Source organism: Streptomyces sp. DH24, assembly GCF_029813775.1.
GTDB lineage: Bacteria > Actinomycetota > Actinomycetes > Streptomycetales > Streptomycetaceae > Streptomyces.
Genome location: NZ_JARVKW010000033.1, coordinates 16766 through 43112, shown reverse-complemented (window position 1 = coordinate 43112; position 26347 = coordinate 16766). Strand labels below are relative to the sequence as shown.

Below are 26347 nucleotides of genomic sequence, written 5' to 3'. Positions count from 1 at the left end.
GCGGCCGGACGGCCCGTTCAGGGGCGCGCGAGCAGAGTGCGTACGCCCTCGGAGGTCAGCGTGAGCCGGTGCGCCGAGCTGCCGTCGATGGTGAGCGACAGATCGTCGGCGGGCCACTGCGCGGCGAGCGCGCCGAGCGGCACCAGGCGGTAGCGCGAGACGAAGGGCAGCAGCCCGGCCATCTCCAGCTCCGAGGTGAACACCGGCACCACCGACTCGCCGCCCGGCTCCTCCAGCACGGGCAGTGCCAGCGCGCCGGGGTCGGCGGCGTCCTCGTCGCTCGCGTCGTCCGGCACGGGCACGAGCACGTCGCTGCTCGCGAGGGTGTCCAGCGCCGTGGTGTCCTCGGTGTTCAGGGCGAGCGCGTCCAGAGCCCGCTGGGCGGGCGTGGTGTTGTTCTCGTTCGCGGGTGTGTCCATGGCAGGTCCCCAGGTAGCAGCGGTGGTGCGGCCCGCCCGGGCATGATCGCCTCCGGGCGCGGTCGTGCCTCGCGTACCCGTCCGGGACCTCGGCAATCATTTACGGAGCGCCAGGTTCCGCAGGCGCCGTGGCCCGGCTCCCCGCATCGAGCAGCGCGGCGACGGTGGTGACCCGGATCAGCGGCCGGTACAGATCCATGACGTGCAACGCCTTGGCGTGGGACTCGTCGTCGGCGCCCGCGCAGGCGTCCGCCACGACCAGCACCTCGGTGCCCGCGTCGGCGGCGGCGAGCGCGGTCGACAGCACGCAGCAGTCGGTGCTGACGCCGGCGAGGACGAGGCGGCCCTCGGGGGCGGTGCGGCCGGCCAGTTCGGTGGTCCACTTGCCGAAGGTGGGGGCGTCCAGGACGTGCCGGGCGCGGTCGGCGAAGTCGTCCGTCAGCCGCCACAGCGGAGCGTCCGCCGGGCGGCGGGCGAACGGCCACCGGTCGTAGTAGGCCCGCCACGCGCCGAGGGGTTCCTCGGGCGGCACGAACCGCGTGAACGTGACGCGCTCCCCGAAGGCCGGCAGCAGCCGCCGTACGCCCGCCGCCGCCTCGCCGTAGCGCGGGGCCGCCCAGGGGCTGCCGGGGTCGGCGAAGACGTGCTGCATGTCGATGACGGCGAGCCGCCCGGCGGTGGCGCTCATACGACGGTCGCCCCCGCGCCGGTCGCGGCGGTCTCCGGCGTCTCCTGACGGCGCACCCGGCCGCGGCCCAGGAGCAGCGTGCCCAGGAAGCCGGTGGCGAGGGCGGCCAGGACGCCGAGGTTGGCGTAGGCCCAGTCGCCGGAGGTGCCGCCCAGGCCGAAGGGGTCGAGCAGATAGCCCTGCCACGTCAGCCAGCTCGCGGACGCGTTGGTGACCAGGCCCCACCCCAGCGCGGTGGCGGCGACGGTGAGCAGCAGCGGGGCGAGGGGGACGTCGCCGTAGCGGCCGCGCGGTTCGTAGAGGTCGGCCTCGGCGTAGTCGCGGCGGCGCAGGGCGAGGTCGGCGAGCACGACGCCGCACCACGCGGCGATGGGTACGCCGAGTGTGGTGAGGAAGCCCGTGAACGGGCCGAGGAAGTCGTCGGCGAAGAAGACGATGTAGACCGCGCCCGCGATCATCAGGAGGCCGTCGGCGAGCGCGGCGACCGGGCGGGGCACGCGCAGGCCGGCGGACAGCAGCGCGAGCCCGGAGGAGTAGATGTCGAGGACCGCGCCGCCGACCAGGCCGAGCACGGCGACCACCGCGAACGGCACCAGGAACCAGGTGGGCAGCAGCGTCGTCAGCGCGCCGATCGGGTCGGCGGCGACCGCCTCGCCGAGCGCCCCGGAGGAACCGGCCAGCAGCAGGCCGAACACCAGCAGGAGCAGCGGGGCCAGGGAGGCGCCGAACGCGGTCCAGCCGACCACGCCCGCGCCGGAGGAGGTGCGTGGCAGGTACCGGGAGTAGTCGGCGGCGGCGTTGACCCAGCCCAGGCCGAAGCCCGTCATCATGAACACCAGCGCGCCGATGAACTCCTGCGTGGAGCCGGCGGGCAGGGCGGCGACGGTGCTCCAGTGGATGTGGTCGGCGACGAGTCCGACGTACACGACGGTGAGGACGCCGGTGACCACGGTGATCACGGTCTGCAACCGCATGATCAGGTCGAAGCCCATCACCCCGACGATCACGGTCAGCGCGCTGACCAGCACGAGGGCGGCCACCTTGGTGCCGGTGCCGCCGCCCCAGCCGAGCCGTCCGAAGACGGTCGCGGTGGCCATGGTGGCGAGGGCGCACAGCACCGTCTCCCAGCCGACGGTGAGCATCCAGGAGAGCACCGACGGCAGGCGGTTGCCGCGCACTCCGTAGGCGGCGCGGCTGAGCACCATCGTGGGCGCGGAGCCGCGCTTGCCTGCGACGGCGACGAGGCCGCACAGCAGGAACGAGAAGACGATGCCGATCACGCCGGCGGCGAGGGCCTGCCAGAAGGAGATGCCGAAGCCGAGCGCGAAGGAGCCGTAACTCAGGCCGAGTACGGAGACGTTCGCGCCGAACCAGGGCCAGAAGAGAGTGCGCGGGGTGCCCTTGCGCTCGGCGTCACCGATGACGTCGAGGCCGTGCGTCTCCACCTGGAGCTGCCGGGCGGCGGAACCGCCGCCGTGCCGGTCCGTCGTGCCGTCGCTGTCCGTCATGTCCACCTGCCTGTCGGGACGGGAGTGCAGCGCGCGGCTGCCGGCGCGGGGCGCGCCCTTCGTGACTACCCCGCGCCGCCGGGCGTGATCCCTTCGCCGCGCGGGGAGATCGGCCGCGGTCGGGCAAGGCCGTCGCAGCGGTCGCGCGGGCATGTTGACGCGAGGGATGTTACCGGTAACATCCCTCGCGTGACCTGCCCCGCCGGGGCGCTGTGGCTGATCCGCATGACGGGACGCCGCTGAACACCGCCCCCGGGGCCCCGCGCCCGTCGCCCGCATGCCCACCCGCCCACGAGTCCCGCCCCGTATCCGCCCGCCCCACGAAAGGGATCACCCGCATGCCCGCCCTCACCACGACGGCCGACGGCTTCCTGCTGCACGGCGAGCCGTTCCGGATCATCTCCGGTGCGATGCACTACTTCCGCGTCCACCCGGACCTGTGGGCCGACCGGCTGCGCAAGGCGCGGCTGATGGGCCTCAACACGGTCGAGACGTACGTGCCCTGGAACCTGCACCAGCCCGACCCCGACGGCCCGCTGGTCCTCGACGGTCTGCTGGACCTGCCCCGCTATCTGCGGCTGGCGGGCGAGGAGGGCCTGCGCGTGCTGCTGCGCCCGGGGCCGTTCATCTGCGCCGAGTGGGACGGGGGCGGGCTGCCCGCCTGGCTCACCTCGGACCGCGACATCCGGCTGCGCACCAGCGACCCGCGCTTCACCGCGGCCGTCGACCGCTACCTCGACCTGCTGCTGCCCCCGCTGCTCCCCCACTTCGCGGCGTCGGGCGGTCCGGTCGTCGCCGTGCAGGTGGAGAACGAGTACGGGGCGTACGGCGACGACACCGCGTATCTGAAGCACCTCGCCGACGGGCTGCGCTCCCGCGGGGTCGAGGAACTGCTGTTCACCTGCGACCAGGCCAACGCCGAGCACCTCGCCGCCGGAAGCGTGCCGGGCGCCCTCGCCACCGGAACCTTCGGCAGCAGGGTCGAGCAGTCCCTGGAACGGCTGCGTGCCCACGTCGGCGAAGGACCGCTGATGTGCGCCGAGTTCTGGGTGGGCTGGTTCGACCACTGGGGCGAGCCGCACCACACGCGGGACGGGGCCGACGCCGCCGCCGACCTCGACCGGCTGCTTGCCGCCGGGGCGTCCGTCAACATCTACATGTTCCACGGCGGCACCAACTTCGGCCTCACCAACGGCGCCAACCACGACCACGCCTACGCGCCGGTCGTCACGTCGTACGACTACGACGCCCCGCTCACCGAATGGGGCGACCCGGGCCCGAAGTACCACGCCTTCCGTGAGGTGATCGCCCGGCACGCCGAGGTCCCCGACGAGCCGGCCCCCGCGCCCGGCGCCAGACTGCCGCGTACCGAGGTCGAGTTGGACCGGGCCGCGCCGCTGCTGCCGCACATCGGCGCGCTGTCCGAGCCGGTGCGTGCGGCCGACCCGCTCACGATCGGCGAGCTCGGACAGCCGGCCGGACACGCCCTGTACCGCACGACCGTGCCCGCCTCCGGTGCCGGGCTGCTGCACTTCGCGGGCGGTGTCGGCGACCGCGCCCAGGTCTTCGTCGACGGCGCCCCCGCCGGCGTCCTGGAACGCGAACGCCACGAGGAGACGCTGCCCGTCCGCATTCCGCGCCCCGGCGCCACGCTGGAGGTCCTGGTCGAGAACATGGGCGGCGTCAACTACGGCCCCCGCATCGGCGACCCGAAGGGTCTGCTCGGTCCCGTCTCGTTCCACGGCACCGTGCTGCGCGGCTGGGACTGCCACCCGCTGCCGCTGGACGACCTGGCCGGGGTGCCGTTCACGCCGAGCGGTGCGCGGGCGTCCGCCGAACCGGCCCTCCACCGGGGCACGTTCGAGGTGGCCACGCCCGCCGACGCCTTCCTGTCACTGCCCGGCTGGGCCAAGGGCCAGGCCTGGATCAACGGCTTCCACCTCGGCCGCTACTGGAACCGCGGCCCGCAGCGCGCCCTCTACGTCCCCGGCCCCGTGCTGCGCCCGGGCCGCAACGAACTGGTCCTGCTGGAGCTGCACGGCACCACCGCGGCCCGTGCGCTGCTCACCGACACGCCGGACCTCGGGCCGGCGAAGGCCTGACCGCGCGGGTGCGCCCGGAGGGCGGCGGGGGCCGGACGCCCCGCCGCCCCGCTCGCCCGCGCCTTATGCTGTGGTCCTGCCGGGCGGGCCATGCCCGCCGTGACCACGTCGAGGAAACACCCGTCATGCCCCGAAGCGCCGCCGAAGGTTCCGTCCCGCCGTGGCGCAGCAGACGGAACTTCGCCGGGTCGCGTCCCGTGATGGACGACGTGGCCCGGCTGGCGGGCGTGTCCAAGCAGACCGTCTCCCGGGTGCTGAACGACCACCCCGCCGTCCGTGCCACGACCCGCGAGGCGGTCCTGGAGGCGATGCGGACGCTCGGTTACCGGCCCAGCCGCAGCGCGCGGTCGCTGGCCAGCGGACGGACCCGGATGCTCGGTGTCCTCTCCTTCGACGCGGCCCGCTACGGCCCCGCCGCCATCCTCACCGCGGTCAACACGGCGGCGCAGGAGGCCGGTTACCTGATCAGCTCGATCGCGCTCGACACGGCCGACCACGACACGGTGGTGGAGGCGGTCGACCGGCTGTCGGCCGAGGGCGCGGAGGGCGTGATCGCCATCGCCCCGCAGGCGTGGGTGGGGCGGGCGCTGGCCGCGACCGGGCTCGGCGCTCCCCTGGTCGTCCTGGAGAGCCCGCTCGACGACGGCACCCCCCTGGTCACGGGTGACTCCCGCACCGGCGCCCGCAAGGCCACCGAGCACCTGCTGGCCCTCGGGCACCGGACCGTCCGGCACATCGCCGGACCGGCCGGCTGGACCCCCGCCGACCTGCGGCTGGCGAGCTGGCGGGCCGCCCTGGAGGCCGCCGGAGCCCCGGTCCCCGAGCCCCTCGCCGGGGACTGGAGCGCCGAGTCCGGCTACGAGCAGGGCCGCCGCCTGGCCGCGGACCCGGACGTGACGGCGGTGTTCGTCGCCAACGACCAGATGGCCATCGGCGTCCTGCACGCGCTGCACGAGGCGGGCCGCCCGGTCCCGGACGAGGTCAGTGTCGTCGGTTACGACGACATCCCGGAGGCCGCGCACCTGCTGCCGCCGCTGACCACCGTGCGCACCGACTTCGCCGAGATCGGCACCCGCTCCCTGCGGCTCCTGCTGCACCGGATCGACGCCGGCCACGAGCCGCCGCCGGCCTCGTCCGTCGTGCCGGTCGACCTCGTCGTACGCCGCAGCAGCGCGCCACCGCGAGGGCACTGAACGCCCCGGGAGCGGGTGGGTCGCTCACGGCCCGTCCATGCGGCGCCGGTCGTCCTCGTCCCACGCGCGCGTGTCGCGCGGCTCCGTGTACGGTTCGCGCTCCGGCGGGTGGCCACCGGCGATCGCCCGCTGCCGTGCGGTCTCCGCGTCGAACTCCAGGCCCAGCAGGATGGCCAGGTTGCTGATCCACAGCCAGACCAGGAAGACGATCACGCCGGCCATCGTGCCGTACGTCTTGTTGTACGAGGCGAAGTTGGCGACGTAGAACGCGAAGCCGGCGGAGGCGATCAGCCAGATCACCAGGGCCAGGAGGCTGCCCGGCGTGATCCACCGGAAGCCGCGCACCTTGGCGTTGGGCGTCGCCCAGTACAGGATCGCGATCATGACGATCACCAGGATCACCAGGACGGGCCACTTGGCGATCGACCAGACCGTCAGGGCCGTGTCCCCGATCCCGAGCGTCGTGCCGACCTGGCGGGCGAGGGAGCCGGTGAAGACGACGATCAGCGCGCTGACGACCGCGAGGACCATCAGGACGACGGTGATCGCGACCCGCACCGGCAGGACCTTCCACACCGGGCGGCCCTCCGGGATGTCGTACACCGCGTTGGCCGTGCGGATGAACGCGGCGACGTAGCCGGACGCCGACCAGATCGCCAGCGCCAGGCCGACGATCGCCATGATCGAGCCGGTGCCGCCGCTGCCCTGGAGCTGTTCGACGGCCCGGGTGATGATGTCGCGGGCCGCGCCGGGGGCGAGCTTGTTGATGTTCTCCAGCACCGTGTCGGTGGCCGACTTCCCGGCGATGCCGAGCAGCGACACGAGCACCAGCAGCGCCGGGAACAGCGACAGCACTCCGTAGTACGTGAGGGCGGCCGCGCGGTCCGCGAGCTCGTCGTCCTTGAACTCCCGCAGGCTCCCCTTGAACACGGCCGCCCAGGAGCCCTTCGGCAGATCGGTGGGGGTGTCCGGCGCCGCCCGTTCCACCCGCTCGTCCGGCCCGTAGCGCGGCTCGGACTCGTCGTGCGCGCGTTGCTTGTGTCCCGATTTCGAAAGTCGACTCATGAGTGCCGAGTGACCGCCCGGCGCGGTCCCACTCGTGCCGGACGACAGGTCGTGCCGGACGGTCACCCGGTTGTCCGCGTCAGGCGGCGGCGCGCTCCACGGGGATCCACAGTTCCGCGTCCGCGTGCCCGCCGTCCTGCGAGATCTCGGCGCGCATGATCTCCGGGCCCGGCCGGCTGCGGTAAGGGTGGGACGGGAACCATTGGGTGAACACGTCCCGCCACAGGTACTGCACGGCTTCCGGCAGGGGGCCCGAGCTCTCGAAGACCGCCCAGGAGCCCGCCGGCACGGTCAGGACGTCCATGCCCTCCGGGGCGTCGGCCCCGGTGACGACTCCCTGGTAGTAGTCGAGCTCGGTGCCCTCCGCGCGGCTCTCGTCCAGGTTGACGCTCGCGCTGAGCAGCCCGGCGGGCTCCTGGTCCGAGAGCTCGGCCAGCTGCCGCAGCGTGTCCTTGCCGATGCTCCGCACGAACCCGACGATCGCCGGGTTCATGCCCTCGTGGACCAGCGGCACCCGCGCCTTTCTGCCCACCACACGGAACTCTTCCTTCTCCACGACCCGGTATCGCATGCCGGTACTCCCTTCGACGACGAGTCGGAAGGACATCCGGGGCTGCGCGTGCAGCGTCGCGCCGCCGCGCCTGGCCTCACCCGGGCCGACGCCGTGCACGGCACGGAAGGCGCGCGCGAAGGCCTCCCCCGAGCCGTAGCCGTACCGCACGGCGATGTCGAGCAGCGTCCGCCGCCCGTCGAGCACCTCCGCGCCGGCGACGGTGAGCCGCCGCCGCCGGACGTACTCGGACAGCGGCATGCCGGCCAGCGCCGAGAACATCCGGCGGAAGTGGTGCTCCGACGTGACGGCGATCCGCGCCAGTTCGGCGACCTCGACGGTTTGGTCGAGGTGCTCCTCGATGTGCGCCATGGCCTCGTTCAGCCGTTCCAGCACCCCGGTCTCCTTCCCTTACGACGCCTCACGCTACGGAGGGGCCGCGGGGCCGGACCCGACTTCCCGTGCCCGGTTCGGTCGGGTCCGGCCGGGGTGCCGTTGTCGCTCCGCGGGGGTCAGCAGCCGCCGCAGTTGTAGTACAGGACGTCCCAGTGGTTGCCCTCGTCCGCGTAGATGTTGCCGGATCCGGACCGCCACTGCGGGGCGCCGTCGCCGCGCACGCCGATGTAGGTGAAGTTGTTCTTGATGTAGTTCCCGAGGCACGTGTACTTGCTGAAGTCGAGCTTGTAGCCGTTCCAGTGCGAGTACGTGCCGGAGGCGTGGCCGGTCTCGGTGCCGCCGGTGATGTTCAGCGCGCAGCCGCTGGCCCGCTTCAGGGTCTGGGCGCCCTGGGCGGTGGCGAGGTTGAGCTGCTCGAAGGACGTGCAGGTCGGGTTGTTGCGGTCGGAGCACCCGCCCGAGGACGACCAGGTGATGCCGACGTCCCGGAACATCGAGGTCGCGGTGGAGTGGCTGATCTTGGTGACGGCGAACGCGTCGCCGGCGCCGCCGACCACGACGACGCCGGGGGCGACGACGAGGGCGAGAGCGGTCAGGACCGAGCGGATCCTCGCGCGCTTCCGGGTCTGCGGAGACGGTGAGGCCCCGGGGGCCGTCGGAGGCTTCTGAGCCTTCATGCGGAACCTTCCTGCGGTGAACCGGTTTCCTGTGGGGTGGCTGTGCAGGTGGTGCTGTGTCGCAGGGAGATGGTGCCCGAGTTCTACGCGCGTCCGCCAGAGGACAAAACGGGATATGTTTTGGGAGTTTCGTCCTGTTTCTCCTGGTGCACCCGGGAGGTGTCGGACATGGAAGGAGCGACGATCCATGATCACCAGAGAACAGATCCCCGCAGTGCTCGATCACCCGGTGTACGACGCCGAGGGCAACAAGGTCGGCGAGGCGAAGCACGTCTTCCTCGACGACGCGACCGGCCGCCCCGAGTGGGTGACGGTGAAAACGGGCCTGTTCGGGACGAGCGAGTCGTTCGTGCCGATCCGGGAGGCAGACCTCGTACAGGACCACCTCGAGGTGCCCTACCCGAAGAACAAGATCAAGGACGCCCCGCACGTGGACGTCGACGGGGGTGGCCACCTGTCCGAGGACGAGGAGCACCGCCTCTACGAGTACTACGGCATCGACTGGGACGAGGCCTGGCAGCGGGCCAACCGGCCCGGCGAGGGCGGCTGGGCCCACTCCGGCGGAGAATCGGGCACGGGCACGGCAGGTGCGGCGGGCGCCGCGGGCGCGGCGGGATACGCCGGCACCGGCGAGCGCGCCGAGGCCGACACCGGCATGACCGAAGGCGCCGGGACAGGCACGGACATGGGCGAACGTGCCCGGGCGGGCGAGCGCGCCGGCACGCGGGACGACGACGCCATGACGCGCTCCGAGGAGCGCATGAAGGCCGGCGTCGAACGCCGCGAGAGGGGCCACGCCCGGCTGCGGAAGTACGTGGTCACCGAGGAGGTCGAGCAGACCGTTCCGGTGCGTCGCGAGGAGGTCCGCGTCGAACGCGAGCCGATCACGGACGCCAACCGTGACGCCGCCATGTCCGGCGAGCCGATCTCCGAGGCCGAGCACGAGGTCACGCTGCACGAGGAACGTCCGGTCGTGGAGACCGAGACGGTCCCGGTGGAGCGGGTGCGCCTGACGACCGACGAGCGCGTCGAGGAGGAGACCGTTCGCGGGCAGGTCCGCAAGGAGCGGATCGACACCGAGGGCGACGAAGGCGACGAGCCCCGCAACCCGTGACGCGGACGACCGGTCACGATGCGATTCCGGGCCGCACAAGCGGCCCGGAATCGCATGAAAATACACCACCGCTTCCTCGCGGAAGCATGCAGTTGACCGGAAAACACTCACTCCTTCGAGGGCTCGGCGCGACGAAGAAACGGTAATTCCCGGCCGGTTGACCGAACAGGCGCGTGCCACGGCCGCCATCGGCGCTTTCCGGAGCGCTCTGAATGCTGGTGACATCCTTTATCACAAAGCCTTTGACCCGGCGGCGACTTCGGGACGAAATCGCGCCCAGGCGTGACGATGCCCCTGGTCAAAACCCGGTGCGCAGCAGGATGACTAGCATGAGCGCGTACCGGTCCGGAAGATCGCCGTCATTTCCGCGGCGTTCTCCTGACCTGCGACCGTGTGTCGGTCGACCGATTCTCCTGCTCTCAAAGGACCGAGGGACCGCGGAATGTCAGTGCCAGCACCGCCCAGTCAGCACCGGTCAGCGATGGCTTCCAAGCCCTCTCCGGCCGTACCACTGGCGGTGCTGCTGGTGACTGCCGCGGCCGCCGGCGCGGTGGCCCTGGCGGCACCGGCCGACGCCGGACCGTGGGCACCGGCCACGGCCCTGGGCGGCTGGCTCTGCGTGGCCGCCACCGTCGTGGTCAGCACCCTGCTGATCCGGCGCGCCCGCCGGTCGGGGGCACGGCACTTCGCCGAGGTCGGCCAGTTCAAGGCCCGGTCGGCACAGTTGTCGGCGGACACCGCTCACCTGGTGAACGTCACCCTGCCCGCCGTCGTCAAGCGGCTGCGGGACGGGACGAGCGCGAGTGACACCCTGACGAGCGTGACGCCGCCGTCCGACCCGCAACTGCGGCAGGTCGTGCACACCTTCGCCTCCGTCGTCGAGGAGGCCATGCAGCACGCGGCGGCCCTGGACGCCGAACGCCGCCAGGCCCGCGAGGAGTTGAACCAGGCCGCGGCGGAACTGGAGCGGCTCACGCACGAGACCCTGCCCGCCGGGGTGGCCAAGCTCCGCGACGGGCAGTCGGCCGACACCGTGCTCACCGAGCTGGACTGGCCGAAGATCCCGCTGCTGCGTGTGCCTGCCGAATCGTTCGTCCGTGAAATCGCCCTCAGCGAGCGGCGCGCGGCAGCCGCACAGGCCGCCTCGGCCAAGGCGCTCAGCCGCGTGCAGGCGAAGGCCGTCAGCATGCTCGCCGACCTCAGGGAGCTGCAGGAACGGCACGGCGAGGAGGTCTTCGGCGATCTGCTGAGGCTGGACCACAGCACCTCGCAGCTGGGCCTGATGACGGACCGGCTGGCGCTGCTCATGGGCGGCCGTTCCAGCCGCGCCTGGAACAGGCCGATCGTCATGGAGAGCATCCTGCGGGGCGCGGTCGGCCGGATCGCCGCCTACCGGCGGGTGCGGCTGCACTGTCCGACGAGCGCCGCGATCTCGGGCTTCGCCGCGGAAGGCCTGATGCATCTGCTCGCCGAGCTGATGGACAACGCTGCCAATTTCTCGCCGCCCATCGACGAGGTCCATGTGTACGTCGAGGAGCGCAGCGCCGGAATCGTCATCACCATCGAGGACAGCGGCCTGAAGATGGCCGACGCGGCGATGCGGCGCGCCGAGCAGGCGGTGTCCGGCCGTATGACCGACCTCGCCTCGCTGCAGGGCACGCGGCTGGGTCTGGCGGTCGTCGGGCGACTGGCGGTCAAGTACGGCATCAGCGTCAACTACCGGCCGTCGTCCCGGGGCGGCACCGGCGTCGTGGTCCTCGTCCCGCCGCAGTTGCTGGCCCAGCAGCGCGACCCCGCCCCGGCGCAGACGCCGCGCCGTCCCGCCGTCGCGGCTCCCACGCCCGCGGCCGAGGCACCCGCCGTCGCCGAGCCGCCCGCGCCCCGCGCGGTGCCCGACCCCGCCGCGCGCCCCATGGCCGTGGAACGCCCCGCCGCCCGCGTGGAACTGCCCGAACAGGGCGGAGCGCACCGGCGCCCACGCGGGTCCACGCCGAACGGCCTGCCCGTCCGTACGCCCGGCCGCACCATGGCCGAGGCCGAGCGCGAGCGCGAGCAGCGCCGGGACACCGACACCGGGCCCGCGCAGGACGGCGCGGCGGACCGGGAACGTGCCCCGGCACGCGACGCGGGCTCCCGCTTCGGCGCCTTCCACCGCGGGCGCCGGTCCGGCAGCGGCGCCACCGGTGCGGCTGCCCGGCCCGACACCGATCCCGAGCCGCCGGCAGCGCCGTAGGCCCAGGCCTTCCCGTACGGCGCCCGGGGCCCTGGCGCCCACTTCCCCCGCTTGAGCACGTGAGATTGGAGGAACGGGCCGGTGACCGGTTCAGCCGGGCACCACCGTCCCATCACCCACCATGCAGACCACCGACAACAGCCTCACCTGGCTTCTGCAGAGCCTTCTGGAGCGCACCCCCGGCACGCGGCACGCCCTGGTCCTGTCCCGGGACGGTCTGAAGCTGTGCTGGACCGAACATCTGTCGCTCGACCAGGCTGACCAACTGGCGGCGATCTGCTCCGGCATCCAGGCCCTCGCCCAGGGCGCCTCCGTCGAGTTCGGCGACGGGACCGGCGGCGTGCGGCATTCCATGACCGAGTTCCACGGCGGCCTGCTGTTCATCGTGGAGGCCGGTGAGGGCGCGCATCTGGCGGTGGTCGCCGAGGAGGACGCCGACCCCGGCGTCGTCGGCCACCAGATGACCGAGCTGGTCGAGCAGATCGGGGAGCACCTGCGGGCCGCGCCCCGACAGCCCGTGCCGGGGAGTGCCGGCTCGTGACGCGCAGGCCCGTGGACACCGGTGATCCCGACCGGCTCTACACGGTCACGGGCGGGCGCAGCCGCGCCGACGACGCGTTCGACCTCGTCACCCTCGTCGTCAGTGAGTGCGAACCCACGCCCGGGACGCAGTCGGAGCACGCCCGGATCCTTGAGCTGTGCCGGCATCCGACGGCCGTGGTGGAGATCGCCGCGGAGCTGAAACTGCCGATCACGGTGGTGCGGATCCTGCTCGGCGACCTGCTCGCCACGGGCCGCATCACCGCCCGACACCCGCGCGCGGCGCAGTCCGTCGCCTCGCTCCCCGATACCGCCCTTCTCAAGGAGGTGCTCCATGGGCTCCGCAACCTCTGAGCTGCCCTCCCACCGCACACCCCTGGACGACGCCGCGGAGACCGGCCTGAAGATCGTCGTCGTGGGCGGTTTCGGAGTCGGCAAGACGACGCTGGTCCGCTCGGTCAGCGAGATCCGGCCGCTCAACACCGAGGAGGTGATGACGCAGGCCGGTGTGGGCGTGGACGAGACGAGCGGGGTGGCGGGGAAGACGACCACCACGGTGGCGTTCGACTTCGGACGGATCAGCCTCAACGCCCGCATGGTGCTGTACTTGTTCGGCGCGCCGGGGCAGGAACGCTTCTGGTTCCTGTGGGACCGGCTGTTCTCCGGCACGCTGGGCGCGGTCGTGCTCGTCGACACGCGCCGCATGGACGACTCCTGGTACGCGATAGACCGGCTGGAGCACCACCGGACGCCGTTCGTGGTCGCCGTGAACCGCTTCGACAACGACACCACCAGGTACTCCCTGGACGAGATCCGTCATGCGCTCGCACTGCCCGAACACGTGCCGCTGATCGACTGCGACGCGCGGGTCAGGCAGTCCGGGAAGGACGTGCTGATCACCCTCGTGGACCACCTCTACGAACTGGCCATGGCCCAGGAGACGACACCGTGACCGACACCGGAATCCCCTCCGCCGACGCGGCTCCCCCGGGCTGCCCCGCCCATGCGGGCGCGGTGCGCCTGGCCGGTCTGGAGTACCAGCAGACGCCGTCGGAGCTGTACCGGACGCTGCGCCGGGAGCACGGCGCGGTCGCGCCGGTGCTGCTCGACCACGACATTCCCGCCTGGCTGGTCCTCGGCTACTCCGAGGTCGGCTATGTGACCAGTCACGACGAGCTGTTCGCGCGGGACTCGCGCCGCTGGAACCAGTGGCCGAACATCCCGCCGGACTGGCCGCTGCTGCCGTTCGTCGGATACCAGCCGTCGGTGCTGTTCACCGAGGGCGCGGAGCACCAGCGGCGGGCCGGGGTGATCACCGAGGCGCTGGAGGGCGTCGACCAGTTCGAGCTGGCGCGCGACTGCCAGCACATCGCCGACCAGCTCATCGGTGCCTTCTCGGGCAGCGGCCAGGCGGAGTTGATGAGCGCGTACGCGCACGCCCTGCCGATGCGCGCGGCGGTGCAGATGTGCGGGATGCCGCACTCCGGCACGGACACCCAGCAGCTCGTGGACGACCTGCGGATCTCCCTGGACGCGGCGGAGGGCGACGACCCGGTGGCCGCGTACGGGCGGGTGGGCGCGCGGCTGACGCAGCTGGTGAAGGAGAAGCGGGAGCGGCCGGGTCCGGACGTCACCTCGCGGATGCTGCTGCACCCGGCGGGGCTGACCGACGAGGAGATCGTCCAGGACCTGATCTCGGTCATCGCGGCGGCGCAGCAGCCGACGGCGAACTGGATCTGCAACACGCTGCGGCTGCTGCTGACCGACGAGCGGTTCGCGCTGAACGTGTCGGGCGGCCGGCTGAGTGTGGGCGAGGCGCTGAACGAGGTGCTGTGGCTGGACACGCCGACGCAGAACTTCATCGGCCGCTGGGCGGTGCGTGACACCCAGCTCGGCGGTCGGCAGATCCGGGCCGGTGACTGCCTGGTGCTGGGCCTCGCCGCGGCCAACACGGACCCGCAGATCTGGCCGGAGGCGCACGTCGGCGCGGAGAACTCAGCGCACCTGTCGTTCAGCAACGGCGAGCACCGCTGCCCCTATCCGGCGCCGCTGCTGGCCGACGTCATCGCGCGTACGGCCGTGGAGACGCTGCTGGAGCGGCTGCCGGACCTGGTGCTGGCGGTGGAGCCGGAGGAGCTGACCTGGCGTCCGTCGATCTGGATGCGCGGGCTGACGGCGCTGCCGGTGGAGTTCACGCCGGTCGCGCGGTAGCGGCGGGCGGGCCCCGATGCCGGGGCCCCTGCCCGTGAGGTGGCGCGTCAGGCGGCGACGGGGGTGAACCGCACCGGGAGGGACTGCGGTCCGCGCGTGAACACGCCCTGCTCGACCGGCTCGAAGCCGTCGGCGAGCCGCACGTCGGGCATGGCGTCGAGGAGTTGTCCGACGCCGGTCTCGACCTCGGCCTTGGCCAGCAGGGCGCCCACGCAGAAGTGCCGGCCGAGGGCGAACGCGAGGTGGTCGGCGGCGGCGGAGAAGGCGGTCGTCGCGGTGAGGTCGTCGCGGAAGATGTCGAAGCTGTCCGGGTTCCGGTAGCGGTTCTCGTCCCGGTTGGCGGCGCCGATCAGGCAGGTGACGGTGACGCCGGCGGGTATGGTGCCGCCGCTGAGTTTCACCTCGGTCGCCGACTGGCGCATGATCATGTGGACCGGCGGCGTGTAGCGCAGCGTCTCGGCCAGGGCCCGGGGTATCAGGCCGCGGTCCTCGCGGACGGCCGCGAGCTGTTCGCGGTGCGTGAGCAGGTTCGCGAAGATGCTGGCGATGGCCTTGTCGGTGGTCTCGCCGCCGGCGGCGAGCAGCAGGCTGCAGAACGCCTTGATGTCCTCGTCGCTCATCTTGACGCCGTCGACCTCGGCCGCGCACAGGGTGGACAGCAGGTCGTCGCCGAGGTTGTCCCGGCGCTCGCGGATGATCGGCAGCATGTACTCGGTGAATTCCACCCGGGTCCGCTCCCCCGCCGCAGCCACCTCCGGGTCGCCCGAGAGGTTGCTGAAGAAGGCGACGACCGCGGTGTACCAGCGGTGGAAGCGGGCGTGGTCGGCCTTGTCGAGGCCCAGCATGTCGGCGATCACGCTGACCGGGAAGTGCGTCGCGTAGTCGCCGACGAGGTCGGCGGAGCCGGTGTGCCGGAAGGCGTCGATGAGTTCGCGGGAGTTGCGCTCGATGACGGGCAGGAACTTCTCCTGCAGGTCGTTGCCCCGGAAGGCGGGTGCGACGAGCGCCCGGCGCACGGCGTGCTCGCGGCCGCTGAGCTGGACGATCGTCTTGCCGTGCACGGGTTCGAGCTGCCAGTCGTAGTTGTCGGTGGTGAACTCGCCCGCCTTGTCCTTGAAGACGCGTTCCACGTCCTCGTAGCGCGAGATGATGTAGCTCTGTGTGGCCTCGTGCCAGATCAGGGGTGCGGTCTCGCGCATCGTGCGATAGGCCGGGTAGGGGTTCGCAGCGAACTCGGGCGAGAGGATGTCGGGGACCTGCTGCGCGGTGGACATGGGGCTCCCTGAATTGAGTAACGGGCTTGTCAAACAAGGTAGTTGATCATCAGGCGCCCGGGACAGGGGGCCCGGGCCGCCTATTGAGCGATGGTCAATCCTTGGCCGAAAGCGCTCGGTCACCCGGTGGTTTCGGGCTGTCGCCCGGTTCACGTGCCGGCCGGGGACGCGCGTCCTCGCCGGCCGGCACGTGGACGTACCGGTCAGGACGCGGCGCAGGCGCTGCCGCTCAGGGTGAAGGTCTTCGGGCTGGTGTTCGCGCTGCCCTTGGCCGCCGTGAAGCCGAGGGTGACCGAACCCGAGGCCGGGACGGTGGCCGTGTAGGAGGCGGGCGTGACGGTGACCGTGCCGCCGGACTGGGCGGGCGTTCCGCCCCACATGTTGGTGATCTTCTGCCCGTCGGGGAAGGCGAACACCAGCGTCCAGTCGCGGACCGGGGCGGTGCCGGTGTTGCGCAGGGTGATCTCGCCCTGGAAGCCGCCTGGCCATTCGCCGACGACGCGGTAGCCGACGGAGCATGTGCCCGGGGTGCCGCCGCCGTCCCCGTCGGTGGTGAGGCTGACGGTCGCCGAGCGGGCCGAACGGTTCCCGGCGGCGTCGCGGGCGTAGACGGCGAAGGTGTACGTCGTCGCCGCGCTCAGGCCGGACACGGTGGCCGAGGTGGTGGTGGAGGCGGCGACCTCGGTCTCCGAGCCGGCGGCGATCCGCACGACGTCGTATCCGGTGACGCCGACGTTGTCGGTGGCGGCCGGCCACGTGAGCGTGACGGAGGCCGCTGTCACGGACGAGGCGGCGGGGGCGCCGGGAGCGGTCGGGGCCTGGATGTCGGCCTGGCCGCCCCCGAAGATCTCGGCCTCGCGCGAGGTCGCGGCGATGCCGTTGGCGCCGTGGAAGATGCGCTGCCCCCAGGAGCTGAGCTGCTTGGGGTCGAAGCCGATGGCGAGGTCGAGGACCGGGTCGGTGTTGCCGCTCCAGGACCAGGCCAGATAACCGAGGTCGAGTCGCTCGGCGGCGGCCAGCATGGTGTCCTCGTCCGGGTCGCCCCACTGGTCCGCGGGGCCGCCGAACTCGCCGATGACGATGGGCAGTCGGGCATTGACGAACGCGTTGAGGTAGTCGTTGATCTCCTGGGCCGTGTCGAAGACGCTGTACATGTGGATCGAGAAGATCAAGTTGCCCGTGGGGTCGGCGTCGTACACCGACCGGGCGTTGGCCCGCATGACGCCCTGCCAGTCCTGGCCCCAGTTGGGCGCATCCACCATGATCGTGTGCTGGAAGCCCGCCGCGCGGAGCTTCTTGACGGACGCGATGGTGGGGTCGGTCCAGCCCTCGGGGTTCGTGTTGCCCCAGGGCTCGTTGCCGATGTTGATGATGACGTAGTCCTCTTGACCGGCCAGTACGTCCTTGAGGCCGATCCAGTAGTCGGCCGCGTGGTCAAGCGTTCCGGCGGCGGCCTCCTCGCCGTATCCGGTGGTGTCGTGCACCTCCAGGACACAGATCAGCCGGTTGACCTTGCACCGCTCGACGACGGCCGCCACGTCCGCGGGGCTGTTCTCGGTCCAGCGGTGGCCGTCGGACAGGACGACGCGGACGGTGTTGGCGCCCAGCGCCTTGATGTCGGCCCATGACTGCGTCTGGTTCGTGTACCAGGTGTGCGCGTGGTTGACGCCGCGCATCACGAAGTCATTGCCGTTCGCCTCCAGCAGCCGGCCGTCGCTGATGTGCAGGCCGGTGGCCTGGGTACGGGGCGGCTGCGCACCGCTTGACTCAGCGGCACGGGCCGGGCCCGCGCTCAGGGCGCCGAGCCCCAGCAGGACGGCCAGGGCGACCAGTGCGGCCACGACGGCCGACCGGGCCGTGGCAGGAGTGGATGGTGACGTGCGTGTCGTACGTGTCGTGCGTGTCGTCCTTTTCACTGCGCCTCCATGGGGGTGAGCGCCAGGAAATCGAGCATCGGAAAGTGTGGGAGCGCTCCCATAAAGCCATCTGGCCAGGAACACGTCAACCCGTCGTGCAGCAGTCGACGGGTCGAATACGGCGGCGGCCGGTGAACTCACCGGCCGCCGCGCCTCGTTCACTCCCGCGTCATAGCCCTGGGCGGCGGCTCGTGGAGGCTCCGGACACGATGCCGTGCTCCGGCTCCGGCACCGACTCCGGTGCCAGCAGCACCGACCGGCGGCCGTCCACGCCCACCGGAACGTCCCCGTCGATCGTGACGCGGCGCAGGGTGCGCTCGTGGTCGTCGGAGTCGTCGACGCCGTAGTGCTGGGTGGCGCGGTTGTCCCAGATGGCCACGTCACCGGCGCGCCACTGCCAGCGGACGGTGTTCTCCGGGCGCTCGACGTGCGACTGCAGGACGCCGATCAGGGCACGGGAGTCCCGCCCGTTGAAGCCGGCGAGCCGCTGCACGAAGCTGCCGAGGACCAGGGTGCGCTCTCCCGTCTCGGGGTGCACGCGCACCACCGGGTGCTCGGTGCGGAACCGGGTGGACGTGAACACCTCGCGGTGCTGCTGGAGTTCGCGGGCGGAGGCGTGCGGGCGCGCGGCGGCGTAGTCGTAGTCGTTGGTGTGCACGGCGCGCAGGCTGTCTGCCAGCACTCGCAGGGGTTCGGGGAGTTCGGCGTAGGCGGCGGCCGTGTTGGCCCACAGGGTGTTGCCGCCGTACGGCGGGACGACCTCGGCGCGCAGGATGGAGAACGCCGGGTAGGCGGGCACGAAGGTGACGTCGGTGTGCCACTGATTGGCGCGGCCTCCGTGGTCGTTGTCGACGGCGAAGGCGTAACGCCCGTCGACGGAGGGCACGGTGGGGTGCGCGACGGGTGTGCCGAGGAGCCGGGCGAACGCCTCGTGGCTGTCGGCGTCGAGATGGTGCTGGTCGCGGAGGAAGACCACCTTGTGCGCGAGGACGGCGGCGCGGATCGCGTCCACGGTGGGTCCGGGCAGGTCCCCGCCGAGGCGGACGCCTCGCAGCACGGCGCCGATGCGACCGCCGATGCGCTCGACGGCGGGGGCGGTGGGGGCGGCGGAGATGTCGCTGACCGCCGGGGCGGCGGAGGTGCCGCCGGCAGCCGTGGCGGCGGAGGTGACGGCCGGGGCCGGGGCGGGGGTGGTCATGGGGGTTCCCTTCGGCGGGTGGGTGCTGGATGCCGCGTTTCGGCGGGTGGGCGCTGGACGTCGCGTTTCGGCGGTTGGGCGCTGGGCGTCGCGTGAGGCGCAGGGCGGGCCGCGTGCGACGCGGAACGGGAGGGCGCGGTCGGGGCGGGGGCACCGGGCGGAGGCGCGGGCGGGGGCCGGGCAGCCGGTATGTGGAGGGGCCGCCGCCCGGAAGCGCGGGCGCGGCGAGTGCCCGCGGCCGTCAGCGGCACGGACAGGCGGCCGAGGCCAGGCGCTCCAAGTCGATGTGGAGCCGCGTCACGAGGAGGGGCGTCGCGGTCATGTCCACGAGCTTGACCAGGCGCGGCACGGCCGGTCAAGGCTTCCCGGGTCCGCTTCACGACCCTGAAACACCGCCGAAAGGATCACCCTCCCCCGGACCCGCCCGCCGGTGAGTGGGACGCGCATGAGGATCACGTTGTGCGACTGCCGTCAGGCAGCCGTCACCTGGGGGTCGCGAACCGGTTTGCCAGGGTGTTGTTCGCCCCGCCCACGGAGTTACCGCACATCAGCAGCAGTCCGAGCACGGCGGTCAACGCGCTGGTCGGAAGCTTGAGCAGGGCCAGAGCGACGGGGAGGCGGTCTCCAGTCCGCTACTGCTATCGATCAGCACGACGTGCCGACGCTTCAGGCCGTCCGAAAACCAACCAGCCCCGGCCACAGGGGGCGCGCAGGCCCTTCATGGCCGGGGCCGCAGCCACGACCATGGTGCGCACCGACATCACGGAGGACACATGCTCAGACGCCTGCCTCTCGTCCTTGCCGCGTTCGCCGTCCTCGCGGCTGCGCTCACCACCCCGGCACACGCCGCGGAAACGTCCGTGACCGTGCGGGGCGGTGACCAGTTGTACAGCGGCGGCATCCGCTGCCGCGTGGGCTTCAACGCCCATCAGGGCACGACGTATTACGGGCTGATGCCGGGCCACTGCGTCGCATCGGGCAGCACCTGGTACTACCGCGACCCGGCGGGCAGCGTCCCCGTGGGCACCTCCGCGAGCAGCAGCTTCCCCGGCAACGACTACGGGCTCCTGCGCTACTACCCCACCGTGTCCGCACCGAGTGAAGTCGCGGCCGGCACGTCCGTGTTCCCCATCACCTCGGCCCGCAACCCGGCCGTCGGCGAACGGATCTGCATGCCGAGCCTCTCCGGGGGCCTGCGCTGCGGCCAGGTCACCGCGGTCAACGTCACCGTGAGGTACGCGGATTCCACCGTGTACGGCCTCTTCTCGGCCAACCTGTGCGCGGAGCCGGGCGACATGGGCGGCCCCGGCTTCAACGGCACCGCCGCCCTGGGTATCGCCGTCGGCGGCCAGGGCAGCTGTTCGACGGGCGGGGTGACGTATTTCCAGCCGGTGGTGGAGATTCTTTCCGCTTATGGGCTCACGATCGGCTGAACCTCCGCCCTGCCGGCGACCCTCAGCGCTGCAGAGCGACGATCACCGGGAGGTCCCCGACGGCGCCGACGCCGAGGATGTCGTCGGTGCCGGGGACGGCCGTTATGGCGTTCAGCCTGAGTGACTGCCGTGAGTCCGGCTTGGTCGCGCCGGTGCCCGGCGGCTCGGACAGTCCGATCCCCTGGCAGTTGCCGTCCGCGGTGAGGTACCGGCCGGCGCCGAGGACCACCCCGCGCTCGCCGTCGCGGATCCAACGGCCGCGATCCGAGCACGCGCCCTTCGAGTTGGGCAACTTCAGCCAGCCTGTGCCGTTCCAGCGCAGGCGGATGTCCTCCTCGGGAGGGTCGGGTTCGTCGTCCTCGGAGATGGAGGTGTGCTTGCCGTAGGCGCGTATGTCGTCCTTCGCGAGCGCGACGACCTCGGTGAGATGGGCCAGTTGCTCAGGGGCCGGGGTTGTGTGGCGGTACTCCGGCGTCGGCACGAGCTTCCAGGTGCGGCCGTTCCAGTGCACGGCGGCGGGCTGAGCGCCGGGCGTCCCCAAACCTTCGTCGGGACCGTCCGGGTAGTGATGGCCGACCGCCCACAGGTCGTCGGACGAGACCCCGTCGAGCGCGGTGACCGTGACGGGCAGGTCCATGGCAGTCCAGCGGGTGCCGTCCCAGTGGTGCGCGCCGGTCCAGTCGGCGAGGACCCAGATGTCGTCGGAGGCAAAGGCCCTCACGTCCATGACCCGGCCGTCGTCGGGGAGTTGGGGCAGCGCCGCCCAGCGGGTGCCGTCCCAGTAGGCCATGCCCTGCGTGTGCCCGTTCGTGCGGCTGGCCGTCATCAGGAAACCGCCGGTGTCCGCGGCGTCGAAGCGCGCCCGGTGCACGCTGTCGCCCAACGATGCCGGCACGGGACGGCGTTGCCAGCCGGTGCCGTCGTCGTGCAGGAGGAAACCGTCACCGGCTGCCCAGACGTCGTCGCCGGCGGTGGCGATCACGTCGTGCAGCGTGCCCGCCTCCTGGAGCACCTTCTCGTACTTCCAGGTCATGTCAGGGCCGACGACTGCGCGCAGGGCCGCCACGGAGGCGAACAGGAGCAGCAGCACGGCGAGCGTCGCGTTGACCTTGACCACGCGCATGTTCGCGTACATCTCCCCCACCCCGCGCTCCCACGAGACCGCCGGCCCGCGGCCACCTCACGGGCTCTCGGCGTGCGGTCGATGATCGCATGTATGTGGGTGAGGAAGGGGGTGTCGAGGTCACGCAGTCCGGGACCGGGGGGGGGCGGTTCGCCTCCGGCGTGCCGGGTGCCGGTCCGGCTGTGGCGGCTTCCCTTCCGTCGCCCCCGTGAGTCACGGGCGGCCCCGGCGACCCCTTCAGCCGCTTTCGCAGCCGATGCCGTCGCCGTCGCGGTCGAGCCGGTGTGGGTCGTCGGCACCGACCCACACGGGGCCCGTGAGGTCCGAGCAGTCCCGGTCGGGGACGCCTGCTGGAGGTCCGGGCGGCAGGTCGGGGCGGGTGGGGGTGGGGGCGTTCGGGACGGCGGGCTCGGACGTGTCCGGAGAGGGAACCGTCGAGTCAGCGGGGCCGGGGCAGGCGGTCCACAGGCCGGCTCCGGCCTGCTCGGCGGCATTCCCGGCGCGCGAGACCGTCGGCCAGTACTTGTCGTTCGGCGGGAAGAGGACCGCTTCGGCGTGGCCGCTGCCGACGAGGGAGGCGTTCACGAAGACGTCCTGTTCGTTCCAGAGGTACAGCAGGTAACGGTCGTAGCGGTCTTTCAGCTCCACGTCGCGTTCGGCGCGTGCGGTGCTGCCCGTCGGCAGCAGCGCGGCAGTCCGCGCGGTGGCGGCGTCGGCGAAGCAGTCGCCGCGTTCCGGCGCGTCGATCTGCAGCAGCCGCACCTTCGCCACCGCACCGTCGGGAACGACCCGGCCGTCGCCGCGCACCTCGACGGTGTCACCGTCGATGATCCGGAGCACGACCACGCCCGCCGGCGACTGGGTGGTGGTCCGGGGCTTCGGGGCCGGGGCCGGGGGTTTCGGGGCCGGTGTGGTCGTGGGGGTGTCCCTCGGCTCGGGAGGCGGTGATGCCGTCTGCTGGGGTGTCCGGGGCGGTGTCTCGGCCGTCTTGGTCGCCTCGGTCGTCTCGGCCGTCCGCCGCGTCTCGACCGTCTTGGTCGTTGTCTCGGTCGTCTTGGTCGTTGTCTCGGCCGGTGGCAGCGTGGCGGTGTCGACGAGCTTCGTGGCTGACTCGGACGTGGGTGTGGACGTCCGGTCTGCTTCCAGGAGTGCCCCCAGACCGCCGAGGGCCACCAGGAGGCCGACGAGGACCAGGACCGCGGTGATCCAGAGGTGCTTGGGATGTCCGGCACGTCGCGGGCCCGGCGGCCGGGGACTCCGGCGGCGCCAGGCGTCCGGGTCGGGACGAGGTGAGGGGCACATACCGCCCTCCGGGGGCGGGAGATTCTGCCCTCAGTAGAGCACCGGTCCGGTGTGAGGACCAGATACAGACCGGGCAAATTTCGGGGCAAAAGCCTCTGTTCGCCCACCGGTTCCCGACAGCCGCCGAGGACGACAACCGGCGAGTGGTGGCGGCCGCGGCGGCCGATCCGTCACTGTGACTCGCCGCGATGCCGGATCCGCTCGTCCGGCGACAACCGCTCTGCGCCTGCTGATGCCCGATGCCCTCCGTTCTCTCTCCCCCTCGCACCTTGTTCATTGCCGCTGCCCGGCGACTCGCCCCGTCCGGGGTCACCGACAGCCCTCACTCGTTGCCCGGGTCCGGCAAGTCTCGCCGGTCGGACGCTGCCCGTGGGCGGCCTGGGTGGACCTCGGTCCTCGTGTTCGAATATCGCTCGGCACATACGTCGGAAGGTGACGAGTGACAGTGAGATCGGCGGAACACAAGACGCTGCCGGCGGTCGTATGGCTGCTGGTCGCTCTCGTGGTCCTGGGCGTCGGGGCGGCCAGTGCCTCAGAGATCGGCGGAGCGTTGGAGCGCGAGCGGGACTACCGTGCCGCGCCGGAGTGCGCCTCCGTCCCGGTGCGGGCGTCCGGGTGCCTGTGGGAACAGGCATTCACCGTCCGGGAGGCCGCGACGAACCACGGCAAGAAGGGCGCGCCGCCCGAGGCGGTGCTGTTGCTGCCCTCCGGCAAGCCGTGGGAAGTGACGTTCCGGCAGACCGATCCGGTCGTGTCGGAAATGGAGCCGGACGACAAGGTCGTCGGTCTCATCTGGCACGGCCGGGTCGTCGAGGTGCGGGACGCCGACGGACGGCGGCAGCAGACGTCCTCCGGGCCCGTCGGGTGGCCCGCGGACCGCCTCGGCGGCGCACTCGCCTGTATCTCCCTCGGTCTGGCGGCCCTCGTGGGTGCCCTGTGGTCACTCATCGCGCGGGGAAACGCCCGTCATCAGGCAGCAGCGTCCGTGGTGCGGTGGCACGGCGTCGGCATGGGCGCCACCGCCATCCTGACGCTCTGGGCGCAGGAGGCGAACGACTGGCCGATGTGGGCGATCCCGGCGATCTGGGGGCCCATCGCGCTGATCATCCTGTTGTCCATGGTGGCCTTCGCCCTCGCCGGTGTGCGCGGCGAGCTCCGTCACGATGCGCCACCCACCCCGGGCGACACGCCGCCGCCGGCACCGGCGGACCCGCCGCCGCTGCGCCTGCCCGGCGGGACCACGGGTCCGTCGAGCGGTCATCCCTGATCAGAGACGCCGCCCTCTTGGCCGGGCTCCCTCGCACCGTGGCCGAGTCCCCGCCGACATGACACCGCCCGCCGGCACCACGTGCCCGCCGGGTCCGTCGGGTCCGAGTCGGGCGGCAGGGCAGGCGGTAGTCCGCGTCCAGGACCGTTCCCCTCTCCGGTGCGACGGGTCGTAGCCGCGCGGGTCGCACACGACCGTTCGCCAAGTGGTCCCGTCGTCGGAGACCCGAACCTCGTAGGACTCGGCGCAGGCCGGGTGGTCGGGGTGTGCGTGGCTCGGCGAGCGGGGCGGGCGCGGTGGTCGGTCCGCGGTCGGCGGCGCGGAGGTGGAGCCGGCCCGACGGTCGCCGTCGGCAGGGGTGCTCGACGGCACGGGCTGGGCCGGCGGTCCCGGAGCCGGTCGGCGGGGCTCACACCGTGTGCCCGTGATCGTCCAGCCAACGGAGCACGGCGCTCTTGTCCGCCGGGGTGATGCGGGCGGGGCCGTTCACGTCGGGTCCCTCGTCCTCGTTGAAGGCCGTGTCGGTGATCCGGGCGGTGACCCAGTGGGCGAGGTCCCGTGCGCTGTCCGGCGGCAGGGAGCCCTCCCGCCAGCCGTCGCGGGCCCGGTGTGCGGCGTCGGGGTCGTGGCGCTGTGTCTCCTCCAGCCAGATCGGCACGAGCCGTTCCACGATCCGGGCGTCGTCGGGCGAGGGCTTGCGGTCCTGCTCGTTGTCGGTCATGCCGGCCGGGTTTCCAGCCGATCGCAGGTCATGAGTGCGCCGGCGGCCCGGACACGTGACCGGTCGTGAGCGGCGCGGTGCCAATCAGGCGTGGGACGGGGCGAACGACGCCAGCAGGCTCACCCCGATCACCGCCGACTCCGGGAGTTCGAAGGACACCGCCGACAGCATCACCCCGGCTCCGAACGCCATCACCGCGGCGATCACCTTCTGCGGCACCCGCACGCGAAGGAGTGCCGGGGGGCAGGTCTCGGCCGGGCTTCCGGAGCGGAGCGCTAAACGATCATTTCCCGGGCAGACGGCCGCGAGTGATCTTCGTTCCGGTCGACCCGAGAGGACTGATCGCCTTGGCCGTTTTCCAGCGTCGGACCCGCACGACCTACCGCGAACGCCCCTTCGATCTCCGCGCGACAGCCGTGTTCTTCGCCCTGGTGGCCGTGCTGGTGTGCATGGTGGGCTGGCTCGGGCGTGCGGCGGTGCACGTCGTCGAGCGGCGCCCCGCCTGGGCCGTCGTCCTCCTGCTCGTGATACCGGCCGTGGCCGTGGCGTGCAGGCGGGGACACCGCAGGTTCTCCGCGGCGAGGCTGGCCCGCCGGACCGGCGCGGCCCTGGAGGTGGCAACGGCCACGGCGCTCGACGCACTTGAGGCGGAGCGTACGGGCCCGGCCCCGGAGGCAGTGGACGAGGCAGACGCGGCGGCGGTGTCCGCCGGGGCGGTCGGCGTGGGTGCGGGACGTACGGGCGCGCCGTTTGGCGCCGCGGAGCCGGACCCGCCGCACGGCGAGGCGGAGACCGGCGTTCTCGCGGACGACGACACCGACACGGTCGTCCTCGCCGGTGACGGAGCCGGAACGGCAGCCCTCGCCGGTGGCGAAGCCACGACGGTCGTCTTCCCGCGCGACACGGCCGGGACGGGCGGCACGCCCGGTGTCCCCGACTACGACGTCCTGAGCCCCGCGGAGTTCGAGCAGGCGATAGCCGCCCTCTGCGCCCGGGACGGCTGCCCGCGGGTGGAGGTCGTGGGCGGCGCGGGGGACCTGGGCGCCGACGTACTGGCGACGACACCGGACGGCCGGCGGGTGGTGATCCAGTGCAAGCGCTACACCGACGACAACAAGGTGGGCTCCCAGGACCTGCAGCGGTTCGGCGGCACCTGTTTCACGGTCCATGAGGCGGACGTGGCCGTCGTCGTCACCACCAGCGACTTCACCGTTCCGGCCACGGAGTACGCCGAGCGGTGCGGAATAGTGTGCGTGGGTCGGCGGGAGCTGCGGGGGTGGAGCGACGGCTCGCTGGCGGCGCCGTGGGCCCACCGCGCCGACGACGGGGAGGACGCCGGCGCCTGACCTCCGGCGCGGCGCCCGGTCGCGCGGGGCCGGCTAGGCGGATCAAGGGCCCCGCGACGGGCCGCCGTGGA

At 72.3% G+C, this 26347-nt stretch carries 25 protein-coding genes; 11 read left to right on the top strand and 14 right to left on the bottom strand.

Annotated features, from left to right (window positions below; all coding sequences use genetic code 11):
* Positions 1–17 precede the first annotated feature (17 nt).
* The 3 genes from QC282_RS24050 to QC282_RS24040 form a co-directional block, all read right to left on the bottom strand.
* Positions 18–419 carry an SseB family protein gene (locus QC282_RS24050; protein WP_279551632.1) on the bottom strand — a complete coding sequence of 134 codons (402 nt, stop codon included), beginning with the start codon at positions 417–419 and terminating at the stop codon, positions 18–20.
* Between the two features lie 100 nt (positions 420–519).
* Positions 520–1107, bottom strand: coding sequence for a cysteine hydrolase (locus QC282_RS24045; protein ID WP_279551631.1), 588 nt, complete (start codon positions 1105–1107; stop codon positions 520–522).
* On the bottom strand, positions 1104–2615 hold the full coding sequence (locus QC282_RS24040) for a cytosine permease (RefSeq protein ID WP_279551630.1): 1512 nt from the start codon (positions 2613–2615) through the stop codon (positions 1104–1106). Before QC282_RS24040 ends, QC282_RS24045 begins: the two co-directional genes overlap by 4 nt.
* Positions 2616–2953: 338 nt before the next feature.
* Between QC282_RS24040 and QC282_RS24035 the strand changes: the two genes are divergently transcribed.
* Positions 2954–4717, top strand: a complete 1764-nt coding sequence (locus QC282_RS24035) for a beta-galactosidase (RefSeq protein ID WP_279551629.1) — start codon at positions 2954–2956, stop codon at positions 4715–4717.
* Between the two features lie 125 nt (positions 4718–4842).
* Positions 4843–5910 (top strand): LacI family DNA-binding transcriptional regulator, encoded by a 1068-nt coding sequence (locus QC282_RS24030; RefSeq protein ID WP_279551628.1) that lies wholly within the window; start codon positions 4843–4845, stop codon positions 5908–5910.
* Positions 5911–5934: 24 nt separating this feature from the next.
* Here the strand turns inward: QC282_RS24030 and QC282_RS24025 are convergent, their stop codons facing one another.
* The 3 genes from QC282_RS24025 to QC282_RS24015 all read right to left on the bottom strand — a co-directional run bounded on the left by QC282_RS24025 (position 5935) and on the right by QC282_RS24015 (position 8598).
* Positions 5935–6975 (bottom strand): YihY/virulence factor BrkB family protein, encoded by a 1041-nt coding sequence (locus QC282_RS24025; RefSeq protein ID WP_279551627.1) that lies wholly within the window; start codon positions 6973–6975, stop codon positions 5935–5937.
* 79 nt (positions 6976–7054) lie between these two features.
* Positions 7055–7921, bottom strand: coding sequence for an AraC family transcriptional regulator (locus tag QC282_RS24020; RefSeq protein ID WP_279551626.1), 867 nt, complete (start codon positions 7919–7921; stop codon positions 7055–7057).
* Between the two features lie 116 nt (positions 7922–8037).
* On the bottom strand, positions 8038–8598 hold the full coding sequence (locus QC282_RS24015; protein WP_279551625.1) for a hypothetical protein: 561 nt from the start codon (positions 8596–8598) through the stop codon (positions 8038–8040).
* 187 nt (positions 8599–8785) lie between these two features.
* Here QC282_RS24015 and QC282_RS24010 point away from each other — a divergent pair, with 187 nt between their 5' ends.
* The 6 genes from QC282_RS24010 (at position 8786) to QC282_RS23985 (ending at position 14696) form a co-directional block, all read left to right on the top strand.
* A complete protein-coding gene (locus tag QC282_RS24010; protein WP_279551624.1) occupies positions 8786–9712 on the top strand; it encodes a PRC and DUF2382 domain-containing protein in 927 nt (308 codons plus the stop codon).
* 481 nt (positions 9713–10193) lie between these two features.
* Positions 10194–11945 (top strand): ATP-binding protein, encoded by a 1752-nt coding sequence (locus QC282_RS24005; RefSeq protein ID WP_279551623.1) that lies wholly within the window; start codon positions 10194–10196, stop codon positions 11943–11945.
* Between the two features lie 121 nt (positions 11946–12066).
* A complete protein-coding gene (locus QC282_RS24000) occupies positions 12067–12486 on the top strand; it encodes a roadblock/LC7 domain-containing protein (RefSeq protein ID WP_279551622.1) in 420 nt (139 codons plus the stop codon).
* The gene (locus QC282_RS23995) at positions 12483–12839 is read left to right on the top strand and encodes a DUF742 domain-containing protein (RefSeq protein ID WP_279551621.1); all 357 of its coding nucleotides are present in this window, start codon (positions 12483–12485) and stop codon (positions 12837–12839) included. Before QC282_RS24000 ends, QC282_RS23995 begins: the two co-directional genes overlap by 4 nt.
* Positions 12820–13437 carry an ATP/GTP-binding protein gene (locus QC282_RS23990; RefSeq protein WP_279551620.1) on the top strand — a complete coding sequence of 206 codons (618 nt, stop codon included), beginning with the start codon at positions 12820–12822 and terminating at the stop codon, positions 13435–13437. Before QC282_RS23995 ends, QC282_RS23990 begins: the two co-directional genes overlap by 20 nt.
* On the top strand, positions 13434–14696 hold the full coding sequence (locus QC282_RS23985; RefSeq protein WP_279551619.1) for a cytochrome P450: 1263 nt from the start codon (positions 13434–13436) through the stop codon (positions 14694–14696). Before QC282_RS23990 ends, QC282_RS23985 begins: the two co-directional genes overlap by 4 nt.
* Positions 14697–14743: 47 nt before the next feature.
* Here the strand turns inward: QC282_RS23985 and QC282_RS23980 are convergent, their stop codons facing one another.
* The 4 genes from QC282_RS23980 to QC282_RS32360 form a co-directional block, all read right to left on the bottom strand.
* Positions 14744–15970, bottom strand: coding sequence for a cytochrome P450 (locus QC282_RS23980; protein WP_279551618.1), 1227 nt, complete (start codon positions 15968–15970; stop codon positions 14744–14746).
* 203 nt (positions 15971–16173) lie between these two features.
* A complete protein-coding gene (locus tag QC282_RS23975; RefSeq protein WP_279551617.1) occupies positions 16174–17811 on the bottom strand; it encodes a cellulase family glycosylhydrolase in 1638 nt (545 codons plus the stop codon).
* Positions 17812–18055: 244 nt separating this feature from the next.
* Positions 18056–19000: a TauD/TfdA family dioxygenase gene (locus QC282_RS23970; RefSeq protein WP_279551660.1), complete on the bottom strand. Its 945-nt coding sequence runs from the start codon at positions 18998–19000 to the stop codon at positions 18056–18058.
* A gap of 325 nt (positions 19001–19325) precedes the next feature.
* The gene (locus tag QC282_RS32360) at positions 19326–19406 is read right to left on the bottom strand and encodes a putative leader peptide (RefSeq protein ID WP_336621085.1); all 81 of its coding nucleotides are present in this window, start codon (positions 19404–19406) and stop codon (positions 19326–19328) included.
* A gap of 451 nt (positions 19407–19857) precedes the next feature.
* Here QC282_RS32360 and QC282_RS23965 point away from each other — a divergent pair, with 451 nt between their 5' ends.
* Entirely contained in the window at positions 19858–20517 is a 660-nt protein-coding gene (locus QC282_RS23965) for a S1 family peptidase (protein WP_279551616.1), read from the top strand.
* A 22-nt stretch (positions 20518–20539) separates the two neighbouring features.
* Here QC282_RS23965 and QC282_RS23960 read toward each other — a convergent pair whose 3' ends face one another.
* Both QC282_RS23960 and QC282_RS23955 read right to left on the bottom strand, forming a co-directional pair.
* Positions 20540–21652, bottom strand: coding sequence for a hypothetical protein (locus QC282_RS23960; protein WP_279551615.1), 1113 nt, complete (start codon positions 21650–21652; stop codon positions 20540–20542).
* 225 nt (positions 21653–21877) lie between these two features.
* The gene (locus QC282_RS23955; protein ID WP_279551614.1) at positions 21878–22942 is read right to left on the bottom strand and encodes a thermonuclease family protein; all 1065 of its coding nucleotides are present in this window, start codon (positions 22940–22942) and stop codon (positions 21878–21880) included.
* A gap of 445 nt (positions 22943–23387) precedes the next feature.
* Between QC282_RS23955 and QC282_RS23950 the strand changes: the two genes are divergently transcribed.
* Positions 23388–24209: a hypothetical protein gene (locus QC282_RS23950; RefSeq protein WP_279551613.1), complete on the top strand. Its 822-nt coding sequence runs from the start codon at positions 23388–23390 to the stop codon at positions 24207–24209.
* A gap of 409 nt (positions 24210–24618) precedes the next feature.
* Here QC282_RS23950 and QC282_RS23945 read toward each other — a convergent pair whose 3' ends face one another.
* Entirely contained in the window at positions 24619–24930 is a 312-nt protein-coding gene (locus QC282_RS23945; RefSeq protein WP_279551612.1) for a hypothetical protein, read from the bottom strand.
* 84 nt (positions 24931–25014) lie between these two features.
* Positions 25015–25155 (bottom strand): hypothetical protein, encoded by a 141-nt coding sequence (locus QC282_RS23940; RefSeq protein WP_279551611.1) that lies wholly within the window; start codon positions 25153–25155, stop codon positions 25015–25017.
* Positions 25156–25277: 122 nt separating this feature from the next.
* Here QC282_RS23940 and QC282_RS23935 point away from each other — a divergent pair, with 122 nt between their 5' ends.
* On the top strand, positions 25278–26276 hold the full coding sequence (locus QC282_RS23935) for a restriction endonuclease (RefSeq protein WP_279551610.1): 999 nt from the start codon (positions 25278–25280) through the stop codon (positions 26274–26276).
* The last annotated feature ends 71 nt before the right edge of the window (positions 26277–26347 follow it).

Coding starts and splice junctions, on each gene's coding strand:
- QC282_RS24050 (WP_279551632.1), bottom strand. CDS start 419: ATGGACACACCCGCGAACGAGAACAACACCACGCCCGCCCAGCGGGCT.
- QC282_RS24045 (WP_279551631.1), bottom strand. CDS start 1,107: ATGAGCGCCACCGCCGGGCGGCTCGCCGTCATCGACATGCAGCACGTC.
- QC282_RS24040 (WP_279551630.1), bottom strand. CDS start 2,615: ATGACGGACAGCGACGGCACGACGGACCGGCACGGCGGCGGTTCCGCC.
- QC282_RS24035 (WP_279551629.1), top strand. CDS start 2,954: ATGCCCGCCCTCACCACGACGGCCGACGGCTTCCTGCTGCACGGCGAG.
- QC282_RS24030 (WP_279551628.1), top strand. CDS start 4,843: ATGCCCCGAAGCGCCGCCGAAGGTTCCGTCCCGCCGTGGCGCAGCAGA.
- QC282_RS24025 (WP_279551627.1), bottom strand. CDS start 6,975: ATGAGTCGACTTTCGAAATCGGGACACAAGCAACGCGCGCACGACGAG.
- QC282_RS24015 (WP_279551625.1), bottom strand. CDS start 8,598: ATGAAGGCTCAGAAGCCTCCGACGGCCCCCGGGGCCTCACCGTCTCCG.
- QC282_RS24010 (WP_279551624.1), top strand. CDS start 8,786: ATGATCACCAGAGAACAGATCCCCGCAGTGCTCGATCACCCGGTGTAC.
- QC282_RS24005 (WP_279551623.1), top strand. CDS start 10,194: ATGGCTTCCAAGCCCTCTCCGGCCGTACCACTGGCGGTGCTGCTGGTG.
- QC282_RS24000 (WP_279551622.1), top strand. CDS start 12,067: ATGCAGACCACCGACAACAGCCTCACCTGGCTTCTGCAGAGCCTTCTG.
- QC282_RS23990 (WP_279551620.1), top strand. CDS start 12,820: ATGGGCTCCGCAACCTCTGAGCTGCCCTCCCACCGCACACCCCTGGAC.
- QC282_RS23980 (WP_279551618.1), bottom strand. CDS start 15,970: ATGTCCACCGCGCAGCAGGTCCCCGACATCCTCTCGCCCGAGTTCGCT.
- QC282_RS32360 (WP_336621085.1), bottom strand. CDS start 19,406: ATGACCGCGACGCCCCTCCTCGTGACGCGGCTCCACATCGACTTGGAG.
- QC282_RS23965 (WP_279551616.1), top strand. CDS start 19,858: ATGCTCAGACGCCTGCCTCTCGTCCTTGCCGCGTTCGCCGTCCTCGCG.
- QC282_RS23960 (WP_279551615.1), bottom strand. CDS start 21,652: ATGTACGCGAACATGCGCGTGGTCAAGGTCAACGCGACGCTCGCCGTG.
- QC282_RS23955 (WP_279551614.1), bottom strand. CDS start 22,942: ATGTGCCCCTCACCTCGTCCCGACCCGGACGCCTGGCGCCGCCGGAGT.
- QC282_RS23945 (WP_279551612.1), bottom strand. CDS start 24,930: ATGACCGACAACGAGCAGGACCGCAAGCCCTCGCCCGACGACGCCCGG.